Source organism: Pseudoalteromonas sp. S2721 (genome assembly GCF_005887425.1).
GTDB classification, from domain to species: domain Bacteria; phylum Pseudomonadota; class Gammaproteobacteria; order Enterobacterales; family Alteromonadaceae; genus Pseudoalteromonas; species Pseudoalteromonas simplex.
In genome coordinates this window covers 16,970-35,292 of sequence record NZ_PNCZ01000053.1, presented here as the reverse complement: position 1 = coordinate 35,292, position 18,323 = coordinate 16,970, and the positions used below count along the sequence as shown (strand labels likewise).

The following is an 18,323-nucleotide window of genomic DNA, read 5'->3' as shown; positions in this document are numbered from 1 at the left end:
GACCTCGGTTAATTACATCAATAACAATAGTCTAACGCAGCTCGGGAAAAATAACTGCTATGAATTAGCTTTAATTTTCAATGATGCGATTATTCTCAGATGGAAAGCATAGTTTCTACCTAAGCTTTCAAGTCTGAGTCACTACAATTGCATAAAAATGCACAAATAAACGCTATTAAGATCTATTATCATTCGCATTATAATGATAACATTCCCTCCCTTTTGAAATTACCAATAATAAATGCGGGTATAAACATGACTAATAGAATAAAGTATTTACCACTTGTGATTGCATTTGCACTCACTGGCTGTGGCGGTTCAGATAGTAATAATGCACCTGAGTTCACCAGCAACTCAGCGTTCACTCTAGATGAAGATACATCTATTACAGGTCAAGTTGTGGCAACAGGTGATAATGCTGTTAGCTATACCCTCGGCTCTGCAGCAAGTAACGGGATATTTGCTTTAAATGCTGATGGTAGTTTTAGCTATACCCCAAAAGAAGATTTTGCAGGCCAAGACACAGTAACCGTTACCGCCACTGATGGCAGCTTAAGTACTGATGCAGTACTTACTTTTACGGTTAATAACGTTAACGATGCACCAACACTGGCGAGCCAATCAATCACGGTAACCACCTCAACGACAACTGAAGGCACATTAGTATTTAATGATGTTGACGGTGACACAGTGACTGTTTCTTTAGTAACGGCCCCTGCCAACGGCACCCTTACTCTAGATGAACAAACGGGTGAATTTCTATTCACAGCTGATACGTTGTCAGAAATTAACGACAGTTTTGTTATCGAATTTACCGATGGCATTATTAGCTCGCCTATCAGCGCAACCATTGAATTAAAACCGTCCTATGTGACTAACGAAGATAAACTTAATTACTACTACAGCTCAAATAACTCTCATTTAAAACAAGCACAAGCGATTAGTGACAATATCAATGATGATGTTTACATGGACGAAGTAAACACACAATTAGCTATTGGTTATCTTATTGCAGGCTTTGCTGAGAAAGCAGACGAACACTTCAACAAAATTTCAGCAATAGACACAAAAGCAAAAGCCTATTTAGATGCAGCTAAATCTCTTGATTTAGTAAGTTTAAGCGAGAGGGCTTTAACGTTTAGACAAGATGCTGCAACTCTTTACAATCAGTACCTTGCTGAAAAAGGCCTAGATAACATCAGCAGCTCAGATCCGGGGTTTTATCTGACTCTAACCAATCAATACAACGCAGCTGGCCAAACCGAATACGCTCAAGCCATGTTAGACACACTTAAACTTTATGCAAATGAGGTTTATACAGAAGAATATAATGCGACTTATATTAGATTTATATCTGCAATCAAAAAAACCGTTGAATCTTCTAAAGATCAATACGCAGCGACTCACACAGAAACAGTAAGAAATGAAGGAGTAAAAGTCACCCAAGCCATGGCCGAGTTAAGTGAAAAAATCGGTTATTTTACTCAAAAATCAGGTGAATACAAAGGCCAACCAACTGAGCGTATGAGAGTGCTTTACATTGCATGGGCTGCTCAATCTTTTATACAGCTCAATGAAGTTGATTTGGCAAAATATTATACGAACTTAGCGCTTTCATATTATGGTGTTGTTGGATTCGATAATACATATAGCTTTACTGCAAGCCCATATGCAGAAGCAACTTTAGCGACATACACCTATCCATTAGAAGTGTTAACAGCAAATATTAAAGCTTTATATGATGTAGAGCTTTCAAATAACCCAGCCTTTGCTTTACTTACAGATCAAGATGACAAAGATGATGCTATTGAATTTTCTTTTGCTTATGAAGTAGCTAACAAACTACAAGCGGGTATCTCCATAGAGGATGCGGTGCAAAACGCTAAAGAATACTTTATGAGTGGCGAAACACCTAATGCAAAAAGTTTCTATCAAACACTTATAACTTCATCAGGCCAACCAGGTGCTGCTGATATTCTTCGAGTTCGAGGTGAAAATGAACTTGGCCTAATTCTGACGGATTACGCCGCAAACATCCTATTTTCTGAAGAGTATGTGTTAAATGAAACTAACGCATATTATGTCACCGGAATATTCGGTTGTGGCGGCCTTGTCGACTTTACCCTTAGTTTAGGTGGGGAAGAACAAGCAAATATTTTTGCACAACGCTGTGCTGAGGTTATAGATTCTTACTTTATAGAAAATAACACTAACTTTAGTACTTCCTCTGCTGCTTATGCTTTAAATCAGCAGTTAGCTATTTTTGGATTTGTATCTCAGAATGACTCGGTAGCCATCACCGCAGAAAGACTTAACACTCAAATTAACTTAATTGAAGAAAAACAAACACAAATAGAATGGCGATTGAGTTCACTCGGATACCTTGTGCAAGCTGGGCTAATTGATATGGCGTTAAATTGGTTAGATATCAGTTTAACCACACTGCAATCAGAACAATCAAACCTTGATATTAATGACTATAAAACTCTACTTGATAAAGTACTTTACGCGACACTTAGTACTAGCGAAACAAGTGGTGGACTATTCAAAAGCTATTCTCTCACCTCATCATTAGCTAGATTCCAAGTAAATAACGAGCAGTATGCTTCAGCTTATGCTGAAACAATTGAAATGTTAAAGCCATTCGTAGCCAATGCAAATACGTTTGTACTCTTACAAACCGATAAAGTTATTCAAAGTAACCTTGAAACATTGCTTACTTTTCAGGCCCGACTTGGCAATGATGCCGCAGTAAAAGAATTAATCGATCACTCAGTCAATGCAGAAGCAGATAAGCTATCACTTACAGCCCTTTATGCTAACTTAGTAGCTAAAAAAGATGACTTCCCTGCATCTTCGATCGCAAGTATCGATACAGACCACGATGGCAAACCTAACTTCTTCCTATCCAGCGCATCAGAGCAAGCAATTGCTGAGTCGGGCTTAATTGCTGATAACGATGCCGACAATGATGGTATTGAAGATAGTATCGATGTGACTCCTTTAGGAGAATAACACCATCACAATAATGCGAGGTCGCCTTGCCTCGCATTATTATTCAATAACATTAAGAAAAAAATTTTATATTCAATAGAAAGTCAAACTTTAAAACACATCCGAAATCTCTTCGTATGTTTAGCATTGTAATTTTTCATCATTTACTTTTATGTGTAATGCGCAATAAAAGCAGCATTTAAAAAATGCAATGAAGCCTTACAAGTCATTTGACTGTTCCTATTTTAATCTAATCACTAGTATTTCAGGAGTTTTACCATGCAAATGCGCTACTTATCAGCGTGTTTGATGCTTTTACTTAATGCCCCTATACACGCTAATGAAGTAAAGCAACAAGCAACAAATCCTCAATGTAATGATAAGAACAATAAGCAATGCTCAGATCAAGAGGTAGAGCGCATTACCATTAAAGGGCAATACATAGGGATTGAAGTACCTGAAGTAATTGGTCGCGCCTATTTAGATAGAAACTTTATTGAAGCAACTCCAAAAGGTAATGGTGATATCAACGAATTGATTGCCTTACTGCCGGGCGTGCAATTAAGTGAAGACTACTACTCGATTGATAACCTTGCGGAAATTAGTGCCCCTGAAATTAGTATTTCGGGTGCAAAGCCTTGGCAAACAGGCTTTATGATTGATGGCATGAACTATAACAATCGTCTTGATCCTGCCAGTGCGAGCCGCATTGGCGCCTCTGAAAATGAGGTGTCAGGCGGTGTGCAAAGCATGAATATTAACAGTCAAATCGTAGAGTCAATTACTGTGTACGATCACAACATTCCAGCAGACTTTGGCGACTTTTCTGGTGGCGTGATTGATGCCGAAACGATATCTGCTTTCTCTAGAGAAACACGTGTAAGCTTAGGTATTCGTGGTAATCGCAGTGATTGGGGGGAGTACCATATAATCGATAATGATGAGCCAGATGACACCGCTGAGGGCAAAGACGCCCTTGAGCCACCAACCTATGAAAAAACCAATATCGATTTTTCAATTCAAAAAGAGTTGACTGACAAGCATGCCTTATTGCTAAGCGTAAGCTATTTAAAAAGTGATATCTCAGATGTTTCGCTTTCAGCACAAAAGGTCGAAAGTAGAGAAAACATCAATGCATTACTTAAATACAGCTATCGCGATGGCTGGGTTGATTCACTCGATTTAAGCGTTATGTATGCCCCTTATACTTCAGATTCATACTTGAAAGACGTGCTTAATAGTGACTACCAAGTCGAAGGAGGAAGCTTTGGTTTTACGGCTAATTTAGGTGAAGAAACACGCCTTGGTCACTTCAGCAGTAAGTTTAATATGAGCCAAAGTGATAATAATCGCACAGGGCCTGCGCATTTTTATACTTGGCTTCAAGCAAAAGGCAAAGAGTGGGGTCAATTAGCCGATCAGAGCCCTGATTCAACTCCTGTTTCAAGATACGGCGGTTATGGCAATCTTGATAACACGCAAACTAGCTTTAATTGGCGAAATTCCCTAACACTTGAGCGTAAAAGTTGGGGCAATACTGAGCACGCAATTCGCGTGGGCGCTGAACTCAACCATCAAAACTATGAGCGTACCCGCCAACAAAACTATTATAAGTATGACTCGCCAATTCAATACTCATCAACCAACGCACAACTAAACTGTAGTGGCTATACCCTTGATTGTGTTGAGCAAAATTTTTATGTTGATTTAGATACCCTTGCCGAGCAATTAGGTGGCAGTATCGATTTTAATAATCCAGAGCACTTACTTGCCTACTCGAATAACGTAGCGACAACAGCTCAGTATTTTAACTCACGTTTAGTCACACCCAGTGAACAAATAGACGTAAGCTTAAATAAAGTGGCACTATATGCCACCGATGTGATCACCTGGAAACAGTTTGATTTTCATTTAGGTGTTAGATACGACTACGATGATTTTTTCAAAAATCACAATATCGCGCCACGCTTATCAATGGGTTATGACGTATTTAACGATGGCAATACACTATTGACCGCGGGTTTAAACCGTTATTACGATGCGGGCCTACTCGGTTATAAAATTAAAGAGCAACAAAAGTTTGCTTATCGTGAGTATCGCCCTATTCAAAACGGTTATTTACAAGCTTGGCTTCCTTCTTCTTACACAGGTAACTTCCGCTATATCTATGACGACGTAAAAAGTCCTTACGATGATGAAATTGCCTTAGGTCTTCGTCACGCGACAGAAGATTTCGGTAACTTTGCATTAAAATATGTGCACCGTAACAAAAAAGAACAATTAGCGAGAAACGAAGAAACCAACCTAAAAAATGACGGTTTTAAATATATTACTATTTATAATAATGGTACAGGTGAAAGCGAGCGTTACTCGCTATCTTGGGATGCCAAATTTGGCGACCATTCAATATGGGCTAATGCATCTTATAGCCAAAACAGTGAAAGCAATAGCGACTACACTGCAACACCCGATAACACGCCTGTTGAAACACTGGTTTACTATGAGGGTGAGCTGATGAGCTTATCTGAGTTAGATACCCTTAAAGCGAATTTTGGTCGCCCTGTAACTGCTAACTTTGGTTGGAATGCCAACTGGACTGATACTTTTTCAACTGGTCTAACAGCAACCTACAGCGGTAGTTATACAACCGCTATTAAGTCTAGTAACGATCAAAGAATAGGCATTGGAAGTGAATGTGCTACGTGTGGTTCGACCGATATATATATATCCAAATATGAAGCTCATACCTTTGACGCTCGTATTATATTTGCCTTAAGTAGCCGTTGGGAGTATCAAGTTAGTCAATCTCAATCTCTTGAAGTTCGCCTTGATATCAGCAACTTATTTAATGCCAGAAGTCACGCTATTACAGAAGGAAATTCAGGTATTGAACCAGGTAGAATGTTTTGGTTAGGGGTATCTTATAACTATGAATAAATGGTTATTTCTCTTAACTTGCGGCATTTTTACAACGAGCGCCTTCACACAAGAGCAATCATTACGCAAGTTATACGCAAAGCCACAGCATGAGTGGCCTGCGATTATTAGCAGTAAAGATGTGCCAGCTGCACCGCTCAAACCTTTAAAAGCTAAACCGTTTAATCAAAGTGATGAGATCATCACATTAGGCGAAAAGCTATTTAACGATACCCGTTTGTCACGAGATAACACGGTAAGCTGCGCAAGCTGTCATGAGTCTCGTTTAGCATTCTCAGATAGGCGAAAACTAGCTGTCGGCATTGATGGCCAAGTGGGCACCCGAAATACCCAAGCCATTATTGGTGTTGACCATTGGCAAAGTTTCTTTTGGGATGGCAGGGCTAAAACTGCGACAGAGCAGGCATTAATGCCGATTGAAAACCCGATAGAAATGGGCACTTCCGTTGATCTTGTGCTTAACAAAGTAAACAGTGCTGAGGACTATAAAAGCCCAATATTCAATGCCTTTGGCAAAGAAGCACTAAACAAAGAACTATTGGCTCTTGCGCTTGTTGCCTTTGAACGTACCTTTGATATTCCAGAATCATTATTCACGCGCTTTATCGATAAAGCGCAAACGAGTCCTAGTGAAGCGGTTGCACTTTTAAACGATCAACAACTTGAAGGCTTGCATCTTTTTAGAACCAAAGCAAGGTGTATGACTTGCCATGAAGGTGCTTTACTCAGCGACAATGAATTTCATATTACGGGGCTGCATTTTTATGGTCGAAAACTTCAAGATTTAGGACGTTTTGATGCCACCCAAGACCCAGCTGATATAGGCAAGTTTAGAACCCCTTCTCTTTTAGCGTTACAACAAAGTACGCCTTGGATGCACCATGGTGGCTTTCAAAGTTTGCTGGGGATAGTCAACTTTTATAATGCAGGTGGAGCAAGGCCAAAACCGAGCAAAAAATTTAAAGATGATCCAAACTACCCACAAACAACAGAGTTACTGCATAAGTTAGCACTTAGTAAAGATGAAAAAAATGCGCTTATCGCATTTTTAGAAACCCTTTAACTGCACGCTCGCTCTTAGCGATAAGAGCGGGCTTTCTTACCCCTTCAATTGACTTGGCGTAAGCCCGGTCCAGCGTTTAAACGCTCGTCTGAAATTAGCAATATCATAAAATGATAAGCGCATGGCAACTTGCTCATTGCATTGCTCGCGCATGGCAAGTAGGTAAATCGCTTTGCGCTTACTTTGCTCATCATACAAGGTAGAAAAACGTACGCCATGAGCTTTTAATTTACGCTTGAAAGTTGCAGGGCTCATAGCAAATTGGCTGGCGACTTGGTCTAAATTTAACGCCGGATTTTGATAAATTAATCGGCTTACGGCTTCCACAAAAGTGCTATTTGCTGAATCTAATGCCGCTAGCTGCGAGTTAATTTGTGAGAACCGAAAACTACTAAACGCGGGGTTAGTAAGCCTAAGCGTGTGTTTATTTAATACCCAGCGGGTTATAGGCTTTTCAAAAGCAACTTTAAGGCCCAAATGCTGCTCGTATTCTTGGCTATGTCTGGCACGTTTATAGGCAAACTCAAACTGACAAGGTACTCGCTCACCCGCCACTTTTTTAAGAACTTGGTAAAACGCGGCGCTGTAAATTTCCATAACGTACTGGCTTATTTCATCATCCAAGCCCACAGCATTTTGCAGCACAATGTAGTACTGCTCGTTGTGTACATAACTGTAACTAAATAACAAAGGGGCTAGTTGCATGCGTAAATTGTGTAACTGCTTTAAAGCTTGGCCGATATGCGCTGCATGTAACACGCCTTGGGCGGCAACAGAGGTATCGTTTGCTAGTTGACTGCCTAATAAAAAGCCACTGTCGGCGGATTTCATCAACTGCTTAAACTGCGTCAATAAGCGTACTTGCTGCGAAATACTAAACTGATGCTGCACACTCATTAAGTCTTGCTCAAACACCCCTGTGCCTCTGAGTAACTTATGCAGTGCAATGCCGCGACTTAAGGCCAGCTCCACCAGCGTGGTGATCAGTCCCTGTGCGGTGAGGTATTTGTCATCTTGATTAAGATACGGCTTCACAATGGCTGACTCTTTGTTGTTTTTTTTGTTGTAACTTAGCGTGTAAACGCGAGCTTAAACTTTGTGGTGTATCGCCTTGCATACTGCCCACTAAGGCCGCTGTTACATCTTGAAACTTAGCGTGTTTTTCGCCTTCGACCTTAAATGCACAATGGCTCAGCGCCGAGGTAATTTGCGCCACCAGCTCTTTCGCTTGTACTGCGCTGGTGTTTGGCATTAGCACCATAAAGCAGTCTCCTGCATAGCGGCACACCACATCGCTAAGGCGACAATTCATCAATAAAAGCTCGCTTACTTCACCTAGTAAGCGGTCGCCTTCGATAAAGCCAAATTCAGCGTTAAAATCAGCAAAACCACGAATATCAATAGCGGCCAGTTGCAGAGGCTGTGGCTCACTTAATTGCTCTTTTAACACAGCTTGTAAGTAATCAGCCTTATACAGCCCGGTTATTGAGCATACTAATTCATGCTCACGATGCTGAGCTTCACGGCGTTTTAGTTGCCTGTTAAGCACGTATTGCTCTTGGTGCCACTGATACAGCCCAAGGCTTGTGAAAATCATGCCTATCGGCGCAGGCAATGATTCAATCCAAGTAAGCCATGTGTTTGTTGGTTGATGTAACCACTCATCAAATAAATCAAGGGAAGCTGAAAACATAAAAAGCCCAAGTCCAAGCACTAAAAAGCTAGTAACCTTGCCGGGCGGCCTCGAAATAAGTAGCGCAGCTATCCAAGTAAGGGTCATTAGCACAATGCCACCCTCGCCTAAAATATCTAACCAAGCAATATCAGCAAGAGGCTTTAATTCTCCTGCTTGTGCGCTTAGCAAAAACGCAATCACAAACAAAGCAATAACGGCATTGGTTAAAAATCGATGATGAGTAAAAGGGTTATATCGCATTCTCAGTACCTAACAATAATTCACGCTGCCATGCTAACTCGTTAGCGCTTAAAGCAGCAGGGTCATATTAGCTCAATGATGTGACAACAAAACGACAGTCATACCTTGTTAAACCCCTTCAGCACTGTATTTACCTTAAAAAGGTGGGGTTATTGCAGCTCAAAAGCACTTTTAAAACCCGCTAATCACTTGTTTTTACTGGTTGTTAGCGATTTTCTGTCACATTTGCGTCATTTAAACTGCGTACTTTGCTCATCAAACCAAGGACAACCAGGAGCAAACCCATGAAACAATTTAAAACGAAGGCGTTAGTAAGCGCCCTCGCCTTATGCCAATTTGCCGCTTACGCACAAGACGAACAAAGCAGCGATGAGAAAAAAGTAAAAGTATCTGAAGAGCTTGTTGTATATGGCGAAATCGGCTATCGCAACCGATCACAAGAGCTGGCACCGACGCTTGAATACTCACAAGAATACTTTCAACGTTTTGAACCGCTGACTGCCGGTGATGCATTAAAACGTGTACCGAGTGTGACGTTTTTATCGGATGTTTTAGAGTCTGATGGCGCGCGTATGCGTGGCTTAAGTCCAGCTTACACAAAGGTACTTATTAACGGTGAAGAAGTACCTGGTGCAGGCGCTGACCGCTCATTCTTTGTTGACCGTATTCCTGCTGAGCTAATTGAGCGTGTAGAAATTATTCGTGCTTCAAGTGCAAACCGCTCTGCCGATGCCATTGCCGGTACGCTAAACATTGTATTGCGTGACGGTTACAGCCTAGATGGTGGTTACTTGCGTGCAGGTGGCCTACGTTATGACGATGGCGAATTAAAAGAAAGCTTTGCAGGTGTTTACGGCACTGAGTTTGCTGGTGGCCGTTTACTACTTGGTGCGAACGTACAAGGCCGTTATAACCCAAAACAAAAATCAAGCCTACGCTATGGCGACAGCCCAGAGAATAACGCCAATTACAAAACCGAAGAATTCGATAACCGCGAAGATCAATCAGACACCCGTGACGGTGACGACACCTCGCTAAACGCCAGCTACGAAATAGCTTTTGATGACGGCAGCAAGTTTGATATCAGCGCGATTTGGGTTGATACCGACCGTACTGAAGATGAGCGTTCATTCGAATATGACGACCCAACAGCAATCAATAATTCAATTGTTGAAGGCGGTAACCTTGAGACCGACAACGCCAATGTATCTTTCATCGATCAAACCAACTACAACATCAACTCGGGTTATGAGTTACCCCTTTTTGGTGGCACCAGTAAATTTAAGCTTGGTTTTGCAAGCTTTGAAGAGTCTGTTTACGAGCAAGAAGTAGAAATCGATACCTCTGAGCTACCTATGGTGTTTGAGGAAGAAGAAGAAACCGTAGACCTTGATGACAAAGAATGGTCATTACAATGGCAACATAGCTTATTTGCAGGCGAGAACAAAACGATTCAATTCGGTGCCTTTGTACAAGGTAAAGAGCGCAATACTGCTGTTTATCAAGCCGAAGGTGAAAGCGAACAAAGCTTTACTAGCTGGGATCAGTTCAACAAAACACCACTGTCACTGGCAGGCTTTAATAACGAGTTTGAAGCAGCCGCTGGTGGTGTCAATAAACTCGAAGAAGACCGCCTAGATGTATTTGCATTAGTTAAGCACGAAGACCAAGACTTCTCATGGGAGTTAGGTGTGCGCTACGAAACAACTGATTCAACCATTACTGACAAAGTAGAAGGTGTAAGCGCTAAAAACGATTATGACTTCTTCTTACCATCGGCACATTTACGCTATAACGTCTCTGAAAATGGCCGTGTTAGTGCATCGGTTGCACGTAGCTTACGTCGTCCTGACTTTGATTACATCACCCCTGCTCTACTTGAAAAAGAGCTAGGCGATAACGACTTTTTAGGTAACCCAGACCTACAACCAGAATCATCGTGGGGTATGGACTTAGGCTATGAGTACCGCTTAGGTAAAAGCGGCGTCGTGGGTATTAATGTGTTCTATCGCGATGTCACTGACCTTATCGAAATAGCCAATACAGGCCAACAAGGCTCAGAAGGTGATGGTACTTACATTTTACAACCGCGTAACACCGGTGATGGCAACGTAAAAGGTATCGAGCTTGATTTGTCAACGCCGCTAAGCGCCATTAGCATGCCAAACACAGGGGTATTTTTTAACTACTCATGGCTTGATTCAGAAGTAGATGACACTTTCGGTAGCCGTAAATTCAACGACCAATCAGACTACGTGTTTAACGTTGGTTTTATTCAAGACCTACCTGATTTAGGCGCTTCGTTCGGTGCAACGTACCGTAAACAAGGTGATGCTTATGGTCGTATCGTGGGTGAAGAAGTAACCACACACTACGGCGCAGACCTAGAAGTATTCGTAGAAAAACGCTGGCAAGACGTCACGCTTCGTTTAGTGGGCTCAAACCTACTTGATGCAAGCAAAGACGAAACCTTTAACAAGTTCGACACGGTTGATGATCAAATCAACCGCGATTTTGACGAGTACGAACTGGAGTCTGAAGAAGCAGGCCCTGTTATTCAGTTAATGCTGCGCTACGCGTTTTAATACACATAAGAGTTATTAAGGCAGCGCATTGCTGCCTTGTTGTATATTTGGGGATCCCATGAATTTTAAAAAACCACTTAATCTTGTTGCCAGTGCAGTGATGCTAAGCACCCTAGCAGCGTGTAGCCAAACAACGGCAACTGAGGCACCAAGTAAAAACCAATTAACAGCCTTTGGCACAACTGAAAATATGCAAGGCTCACAAGCAGCAGCCCTTGCTGATGACGCTTGGCTATTAAGCTCACAAAGCCAAGGCCTACAACTTATTGATGTCACTGGTAAACAGCACGCATTACAAAAAGGTAACTTCGAAGCGCTATCTGTTAAGGCGATCGACAAAAACAGTTACCTTGTTGCCAGCATCGACAACGAAGCCGACCAAGCGGTGATTTTTAGCTTACAAAAAGCAGCTAAATGGCAGCTAACTGAAATTAGCCGTATCAGCCCACCAAAAGCAAAACCTGAGGCGGTGTGCTTATTTGCCAACCCGACCACTCAAGCCGTGTCGGCATTTGTGGCAGACGCTCGTGGTCTTATCCGCGAAACACTGGTGTTTGATATGGCAAACAAACGCGCGTTAAACCTTGAATTACGTGAGTTTGCTGGTGTAAGTGAAACATCAGGCTGCGCGGTTGATGATAACAGTAAAACTCTTTATTTAAGTGAAGGCGAGCTAGGCATTTGGCAAATTAACGCCGACGCTGAATCACGCGCCGATAAAAAGCCCCTTGCTATGATGTCGCCATTTGGCAGCTTAGCGCCTGAAGTTGGCGGATTAAGCACAACAGAAGATGGTAGCTTATGGTTCACCACTTCTGAAGATAACCAATTACATCGCTACAAAAATAGCACAAAGCGTTTTAGCAGCTGGCAATTTGCTGGTGAACTGGCGATTGAGTCTGCCGCAGTGCGCTTTAACAATAATCAAGCTGACATCGTGTTATACGATGATGAATCAGGTCATTATGTAAAAGGTCAAATAAATGGGCAGGCTAAACAACACACTAGCGCTAAAACAGCGGCTGTTACTTACATCAATGCACAAGCGCAAACCGATGCAGTACGTGCTTTTGGTGATGCCGCCGATGACCCTGCAATTTGGGTAAACCCTAATAATGCAGCTAAAAGCTTGATCTTAGGTACCGATAAACGCCGTGGCTTAATGGTGTATGACCTTGCAGGCAAAGAGCTACAAGCACTAGAAACAGGCCGTTTAAATAATGTTGATGTGCGCCAACATGCCAGTATCAACAACGCAACGAATACCTGGATTGCAGGTAGTAACCGTACTCATAACAGCATCAGTGTTTACAGCGTCGATACTCACAATCAGGTGCAACATTTTGCTGAGCTGCCAACGACTCTAAACGAAATTTACGGTATGTGTATGTACTCATCAAACACAGGCAACTATGTGTTTATGAATGACAAATCAGGCCTGTTTCAGCAATACAAACTAACAGGTGATAATGAGAGCGTATCAGCACAACTAGTGCGCGAGTTTAGTGTTCCAAGCCAACCAGAAGGTTGCAGTGCTGATGATAAAACCGCACAGCTATTTTTAGGTGAAGAAGACGAAGGTATTTGGTTTATTGGCGCTGAGCCAACAGCTGGAAATAAACCTGTAATGCTGCAAACCGTGAACGATCTGTTGGTTGATGATGTAGAAGGCATGGAAATCTACCACGCAAAAGATGCCCGTTATTTAGTGGTTTCTAGCCAAGGTGATTACAGCTATGTGCTTTATAAAATTATCGATGGCAATACCCCAAGCCTAGCGTTTGCGGGTAAATTTGCAATCAGCAATAACCTGGAGTTAGCAATAGATGGCGTATCAGAAACCGATGGCCTAACGGTCACACCGGCTGCACTACCGGGCTACCCTGAAGGGGTGCTAATTGTGCAAGATGGTTACAACCGTATGCCACAGGCACCGCAAAACTTTAAGATTATTGACTGGCGCGAGGTAAAAAAAGCTATTCAATAAGTTACTCTGTAGGGTGCTCGGTTTATCTGGGCACCTTTTTTATCTGAACATGTTTAATCAGTAAAATAGATAACTAAAACACCCAACTATTGCACCGTAAATTAGCATAGGCAAAAAGGTTTTCTTAAGCACGGGCCCTTCTTGATTATTCACTCCAACAATACTGGCTACAGCAATAATATTGCTAATGCAGATCATATTCCCCATCGCCGCCCCCGTTGATTGCAACGCAAGCACTAAGGTTTCTGACAAGCCCACTTGCTGTGCAATACCATATTGAATACCGCCAAAGGTAAGATTAGATACGGTTGCCGAACCTGAAAAGAAAGTGCCGAGTGCCCCCAAGTATGAGGCAAATAACACCCAGTGCTCACCGCTTAAATCTGCAAAGGTGCTCGCCATATAAAATATGGGCGCATTATGGCCGCCTTGCATTAAAACATTCACCATCACCAGCGCCCCGATCAAAGCAATACATGGCATAGCAATACGGCCTAAGGTGTCGGAGCACATTTGCTTTACTTGTGGCTTGCTCATTTTAAGTAACGGCACGCAGATCAGTACCACCAATACAAACGGGATCAAGGCTGGTACAAACAAGGTTTTATACGACCACCCCACTGAGGTGCCAAATATCTCATGTAAAGATAAGATCAGTGCTTTGCTTAATTCAAATTGTGCGAAGCTCAAATGAATACTCACCCAGAGCGTTTCGTCGTTAAGCAATGCTTTAATGCCCAACTGATGAATACGGGTTATCACCAGCACAACAATCAAAAGTAATAACGGGAACAATGCTAAAAATAGCGCTTTGGGTGTGAACTCAGCTTTGCCTTTCGTGTTTTGTGCATTTACAGCTGACTTATCTAACCCCACTCCTTTATTGGCTAAATAGATAGTGACTAATAGACCCACTGCGCCACCTATCAGTGATGGAAATTCATAGTTCCACTGGGCAAACAACCAATAAGGCAAAACACATGAAAACACACTTAAATAAATGAATACGCTATTTTGACGCACCTTTTTTAGTGGTAAAACAAGACACAGCGCAATCATAGGAATAACCAAAGCAGCAATCACATGACAAAGCGCCGTCCATCTTGAGATAGCCAGCACTTGCCCATCATCTAATTGTAGCGCTGAAAAGCCAAACCATGTTGGTGTGCCAACTGCACCAAAAGATACGGGGATCGAGTTTAAAATAAGAGTGAAAATAATCACTTTAAAAGGCGAGAAACCAAGCCCGACCAAAATAGGCGCAGCGATGGCCGCAGGCGTGCCAAATCCCGATGCACCTTCGAGCATAAATGCAAATGCCCAGCCGATGATCATCAACTGTGCAACTTGATTACTGCTAATAGATTCGAGCCAGTGTTTAATCGTGGTTTCGGCCCCTGATATCGCCAACATGCGGTTAAGTAAAATAGCCCCAGCAATAATCGAAATAGGCGTCATAACAGACAATACACCAGCAAACGAATTAGCAAGCAACAGCCTTAAATCAGCTTGAAAGTAAAACAGTTGCAGTAAAGCAGCGAGTAGCGCTGTTATGGGTAAGGCAATATAAGAGGCGATGGGGCTGCTTTTTACCATCATCCAGATCAGCACCAAAATAGGCAGTGCAGCCACTAGGGTATTCATGGGTCATCCTGTTGTTTTTATTAAGCGCTTTCCTTAATTCAAAGTATAGACAGGATAACCCTAATCAGTATTTTTTATTTGTTAAATGAGTGTATTAAATGAGCGTACTTAGCCACCAAAGTAACAGTACTAACACAGAAATAGCCACTAAGGCTTTGGTTTTGTGCTTTTGAATAATTCGCTCAGCCTGATTACCCGCGTAATAAACAACGGCAGCAAGAGCAAAGTAGCGAATTGAACGCGCAATGACCGTTGCCAGTAAAAATAGAAAAATCGAATACTTAGTAGCCCCAGCGGCAAGCATGGCAATTTGAAATGGGATGGGCACAATACCGAGCGTCAATACAAACCAAAAGCCTTGTGCCTGCATTTTTTGCTTAACTTGCTCGAATTGCTCAGGGTTTGAGAAGGTATTAATCACCCAATCGCCCACTACATCAAATAGATAATAGCCAAGGGCATAGCCAAAAATAGCACCGATTATACAACCTATGGTCGCCATTAAGGCAATTAACCAAAGCTTTTCACGGCGGGCTTGCATTAACGGAATAAGCACAGCTTCAAGAGGAATAGGCACTATGGTTGACTCTAAAAATGATGCCACCGTAATCGATTTAAGCATATGTTTTGAGTCAATAAACTGCCGTGTTTTTTGCTTAAGCTTTTTTGCAATCGCCATTATTCATCCTTAATCGTTTTGTTGCATTTTAGGTTACAACAAAAAGTCTTAACCGTCCCTTACGGTTTATGAACATAGCGACTACGACCCTGATTTTTAGCCAAATAAAGCGCTTGATCAGCACGTTTCAAGGTACTACTAAAGGTCTCAGTAGCACGTTTGATCGCTGAACCAACACTCACGCTGAGCGTTTTACTCGGTGTCACCATCACATTACTGGCCAGGCTCAGCAGTTGCTCGCAGGTAGCATGTAATTCATCTGCATCATCTGTGGCAACATACATTGCAAACTCCTCACCACCAATTCGCGCAAATAGAACGTCTTCTCCTAATGCTTGGTGACACTGATAAACAAAGTCTATCAATACCTGATCGCCTACATCATGACCATATTCATCATTAATCGCCTTAAAATGATCAATATCGGCGATCACTAAACTATGTGGTTTACTTTGGTTTTGCTGCACATAATGGTAAAAATAACGACGATTGTACGCCTTTGTTAATACATCGGTTTTTAGCTCTTCTTCGAGCTGCTCTCGGGTTTTAGCTAAATCAGTAAGCGCTAAATAAAGACCAAACCCAGTGATAAGCATCCCTAAGGTGCGGGTAATATCTTCGATATAAATGCCGACCCAGATTGGTTGGAACACCAGCTCATCTAAAAAATCAAATGTAAGTCCGACGCTCCAAAGGAAGATACCCACACTTAAAAATAAGTAACTGCGCTTAGCAACCACCGAAGTTTGCACAAACGCAAAAATACAAATCAAAATGAGCAAATTAATAGCATCACTGAGCACACCATTTAAGTAAACATCACTTTCAAGCCGATTAAAGTTATACAAATAAGTCACGACTATCATCAATAAAACGACAACAAAAAAGCTAATAAAGAATTGCTTTACTACAAGAGGTACTGAATTTAACTCAGCCTTTACTTCTGGAGGGGGTGCTTGCTTATTCATAATTAATCACGACAACTTGCTGCAATGAATTAAACATTAGCAAAGCAAATTTAAAAGTGCATGATAAAGCCACTATAAAGGGGAAAAACCAGCGTTTTTACTGGAGTAAATATTCTAAACATAAGCCGTTTTAGTCAGTAAAAAAGTCTAAGTTCATGCCATTTGCCACTAACGGTCGCAATTTTGTCGTTATTTTTTTATTATCCCAGCCAGTTTTAATGACATTACACAAATCTATGAGCAACGCGCGATTCATCCCTTTTCGAAAACACGACATCATAAATCTTTGCCAAGCTTACTTGGGTGAGCCGCAATCAGCTTCGTTTATGGAGTTTGCTACTCTTTTGCAAAGCGTGACTCATTATCAATATCACGAGCTGCTGGAGTCTTTAAAAAACAACTATGCGCCATTTGACCCAAATAGCGACACCCGAACGCTAACACCGATTACCAACGAGCAACGTGCCAGCTACCAATCTGCCTTTGCAAAAGAGTTTGCCAAAGTACTCAATGCTGCCAATTTTGAAACCATTACCAATCAAGACTTACAAGATGCACTGAATGAAGAGTCTTTATTTAAAGTACGTTTAGCCGTTGAGTTTGATGACTTTGCAGAAGTGGTCTTTTACCGTCGCGGCGAATCGCAAAAAACCGAGACGCTAAGCAGTTTTTGGGGGCTTAAGAAAAAGCAGATTCAGTTTACTAACTATGACCGCGTTGCCATATTCATCCGCTTTAAAGACGAGCAGTACTTTTTAGAAAAAGGCAAAATGCCGGTAGGCTTTGAGCCAAACTCAACCATCGTCAAATTATTCCAGAATGTGCCAAAAGCCGATTTAGAAATGCTGTTTCCGAATAGCGAAGTAAAAATGCGTCCAATAGATAAACTGATTATTGGTTCATCAGCACTGATTGGTGGAGCTGTGGTACTGGTCACAAAATTAGGTGCGTCAATTTTACTCCTGATTGCTATGATTGCCTTTTGGGGTGGTTGGCGTAGTGAAGAAGTGCATATGAGTCAGCAACACTTTATTACCTTTGCAATCGGCATGGGGGTGTTTGGCAGCTTTATATTCAAAGAGTGGAGCAAGTTTAAAAACCGCAAAATTCGTTTTATGAAAGCACTGGCCGACAATTTGTATTTTAAAAACCTCGATAACAACGCCGGGGTTTTTCATACCCTAGTCGATGCAGCTGAAGAAGAAGATGTTAAAGAAGCGCTGCTCGCCTATACCTTTTTACTAAAAAGCGAATCAGCGATGACTGCACAGCAATTAGATAGTCAAATTGAGCAATGGTTTAACGAACAACATCATTGCCAGCTCGACTTTGAAATTGATGACGCTTTAGACAAGCTAGTAAGGCTTGAGCTGATTCATCAACAAAATGACGTTTATACAGCCGTTGATTTAACCAAAGCCAAACAGCGTTTAGATGCGCGTTGGGATGACTATTTTAAGTTTGCCTAAGCCTTTAAAATCAGCTACTAGCAAGTACAAATCGAGTTTGAGTCTATTTAACTCTCGTTAC

The 18,323-nt window shown here is 41.8% G+C and carries 11 protein-coding genes; 6 read left to right on the top strand and 5 right to left on the bottom strand.

Translation table 11 applies throughout. From position 1 onward, the window contains the following. Window positions 1–255: 255 nt before the first annotated feature. The 3 genes from CWC02_RS17170 to CWC02_RS17160 all read left to right on the top strand — a co-directional run bounded on the left by CWC02_RS17170 (window position 256) and on the right by CWC02_RS17160 (window position 6,994). On the top strand, window positions 256–3,015 hold the full coding sequence (locus tag CWC02_RS17170) for a cadherin-like domain-containing protein (protein ID WP_138619555.1): 2,760 nt from the start codon (window positions 256–258) through the stop codon (window positions 3,013–3,015). Between the two features lie 258 nt (window positions 3,016–3,273). Then, window positions 3,274–5,931, top strand: a complete 2,658-nt coding sequence (locus tag CWC02_RS17165) for a TonB-dependent receptor (RefSeq protein ID WP_138619553.1) — start codon at window positions 3,274–3,276, stop codon at window positions 5,929–5,931. Further along, the gene (locus tag CWC02_RS17160) at window positions 5,924–6,994 is read left to right on the top strand and encodes a cytochrome-c peroxidase (RefSeq protein WP_054551832.1); all 1,071 of its coding nucleotides are present in this window, start codon (window positions 5,924–5,926) and stop codon (window positions 6,992–6,994) included. Before CWC02_RS17165 ends, CWC02_RS17160 begins: the two co-directional genes overlap by 8 nt. Before the next feature lie 36 nt (window positions 6,995–7,030). Here the strand turns inward: CWC02_RS17160 and CWC02_RS17155 are convergent, their stop codons facing one another. Beyond that, window positions 7,031–8,029, bottom strand: a complete 999-nt coding sequence (locus CWC02_RS17155) for a helix-turn-helix domain-containing protein (protein ID WP_138619551.1) — start codon at window positions 8,027–8,029, stop codon at window positions 7,031–7,033. Next, window positions 8,013–8,930, bottom strand: a complete 918-nt coding sequence (locus tag CWC02_RS17150; protein ID WP_138619549.1) for a GGDEF domain-containing protein — start codon at window positions 8,928–8,930, stop codon at window positions 8,013–8,015. Before CWC02_RS17150 ends, CWC02_RS17155 begins: the two co-directional genes overlap by 17 nt. A gap of 284 nt (window positions 8,931–9,214) precedes the next feature. Between CWC02_RS17150 and CWC02_RS17145 the strand changes: the two genes are divergently transcribed. Next, on the top strand, window positions 9,215–11,515 hold the full coding sequence (locus CWC02_RS17145; RefSeq protein WP_138619547.1) for a TonB-dependent receptor plug domain-containing protein: 2,301 nt from the start codon (window positions 9,215–9,217) through the stop codon (window positions 11,513–11,515). A 58-nt stretch (window positions 11,516–11,573) separates the two neighbouring features. Further along, the gene (locus CWC02_RS17140; RefSeq protein ID WP_138619546.1) at window positions 11,574–13,502 is read left to right on the top strand and encodes a phytase; all 1,929 of its coding nucleotides are present in this window, start codon (window positions 11,574–11,576) and stop codon (window positions 13,500–13,502) included. Window positions 13,503–13,559: 57 nt separating this feature from the next. Here the strand turns inward: CWC02_RS17140 and CWC02_RS17135 are convergent, their stop codons facing one another. The 3 genes from CWC02_RS17135 to CWC02_RS17125 form a co-directional block, all read right to left on the bottom strand. Beyond that, a complete protein-coding gene (locus tag CWC02_RS17135) occupies window positions 13,560–15,146 on the bottom strand; it encodes an L-lactate permease (RefSeq protein WP_138619544.1) in 1,587 nt (528 codons plus the stop codon). A gap of 94 nt (window positions 15,147–15,240) precedes the next feature. Next, a complete protein-coding gene (locus CWC02_RS17130) occupies window positions 15,241–15,825 on the bottom strand; it encodes a YqaA family protein (RefSeq protein WP_054551838.1) in 585 nt (194 codons plus the stop codon). Window positions 15,826–15,884: 59 nt separating this feature from the next. Beyond that, complete coding sequence (locus CWC02_RS17125; RefSeq protein ID WP_054551839.1) at window positions 15,885–16,793, bottom strand: GGDEF domain-containing protein; 909 nt, start codon at window positions 16,791–16,793, stop codon at window positions 15,885–15,887. Between the two features lie 236 nt (window positions 16,794–17,029). Between CWC02_RS17125 and CWC02_RS17120 the strand changes: the two genes are divergently transcribed. Then, on the top strand, window positions 17,030–18,262 hold the full coding sequence (locus tag CWC02_RS17120) for a TMEM143 family protein (protein WP_138619569.1): 1,233 nt from the start codon (window positions 17,030–17,032) through the stop codon (window positions 18,260–18,262). Window positions 18,263–18,323: the final 61 nt, after the last annotated feature.